The 1,657-nt window shown below is 65.2% G+C and carries 1 protein-coding gene; it reads left to right on the top strand.

Annotated elements, in window-relative coordinates; translation table 11 throughout:
* The first annotated feature begins 119 nt into the window (after positions 1 to 119).
* Entirely contained in the window at positions 120 to 1,523 is a 1,404-nt protein-coding gene (locus ACTWP6_RS30180; protein ID WP_260752814.1) for an IS1380 family transposase, read from the top strand.
* The last annotated feature ends 134 nt before the right edge of the window (positions 1,524 to 1,657 follow it).

Here is a 1,657-nt window from a genome sequence, read left to right as displayed (position 1 = left end):
CCTCGATCCACCGATGAATCGCCTGTTCGGAGGGTGTTGATGTAAGGAAAGTGCCCTTTGAGCTGGGATGATTGGAGTTACCACACTTCGATCAGCCCACGTTCAGAAAGGCACTTCCGGTGCAAGTGTCCCATAGGTTCGCCGTGTCGTCGGCGGTCTTCGATGATGCACATCTCGTGTCGTGCGCCGGGCTGGTGCCGGTGATGACCCTGGCCGACCAGACCGGTCTGTCGCAGCTATTGGCCGACAAGATCCGGTTCACCTGTGAGCGGATCCGTTCGGGTGCGGCCCATCCGTCACCGAAGCTGACCACGCTGATCGCCGGGATGTGCGCCGGCGCGGACAGCATTGATGACCTAGACGTTGTGCGCTCGGGTGGGATGAAGACCCTCTTCGGTGGTGTGTACGCCCCGTCGACGATCGGAACCTTATTGCGGGAGTTCACCTTCGGGCATGCCCGCCAGCTCGAATCTGTCCTGCGCGAACACCTGGCCGCGCTGTGCGGGCGTGTCGATCTGTTGCCCGGCGCCGACGGACGGGCGTTCATCGACATCGACTCACTACTACGCCCGGTCTACGGGCACGCCAAGCAGGGCGCCAGCTACGGACACACCAAGATCGCCGGCAGGCAGATCCTGCGCAAAGGCCTCTCACCGTTGATCACCACGATCAGCACCGACCACGGTGCGCCGGTGATCGCCGGGGCGAGGTTGCGGGCGGGCAAGGCCAACTCCGGCAAGGGCGCAGCCCGCATGATCGCTCAAGCGGCCGCTACCGCCCGTGCTGCCGGGGTCACCGGGCAGATCCTGGTGCGTGGCGATTCGGCCTACGGCAATAGCACCGTGGTCACCGCCTGCCACCGAGCAGGTGTCCGGTTCTCGCTGGTGCTGACCAAGACCGCCGCAGTTGCCGCCGCCATTGACGCAATTCCCGAGACCGCGTGGACCCCGGTGAACTATCCCGGTGCTGTGCGTGACCCCGACACCGGCGCCTGGATCTCCGATGCCGAAGTCGCCGAAACCACCTACACAGCCTTCGGTTCCACCAAGACTCCGGTGACCGCCCGGTTGGTCGTGCGCCGGGTCAAAGACGCGCGGTTCCTCGATGCGCTGTTTCCGGTGTGGCGGTACCACCCGTTCTTCACCAATTCCGACGAACCCGTCGACGCCGCTGACATCACTCATCGCCGCCACGCCATCATCGAAACCGTGTTCGCCGACCTCATCGACGGACCTTTGGCGCACATGCCCTCGGGGCGGTTCGGCGCGAACTCGGCCTGGATCCTGTGCGCCGCGATCGCCCACAACCTGCTGCGCGCCGTCGGCGTCCTGGCCGGAGGTGCCCACGCGGTCGCCCGCGGGGCGACACTGCGCCGCAAGATAATCACTATCCCGGCCCGCCTGGCCCGTCCGCAACGCCAACCTATCCTGCACCTACCAGCGCACTGGCCCTGGACAGAGCACTGGCTCACGTTGTGGCGCAACACCATCGGCTACAGCCCACCAGAAATCGCCACCACCTGACCATATGCCGAAAGGCCCGACCGGAGCGCACAGGAACAGCTGGACAGACCAGCAGATACCCCCTGCCCGCGACCAGGACCAGCCCTCAACAGCCCAGCGAGGCACACCTACCCCAATTCATCAGTGGATCGAGG

Source organism: Mycobacterium sp. 4D054 (genome assembly GCF_052245755.1).
Taxonomy (GTDB): Bacteria; Actinomycetota; Actinomycetes; order Mycobacteriales; family Mycobacteriaceae; genus Mycobacterium.
This window is presented reverse-complemented; position numbering and strand designations above follow the sequence as displayed.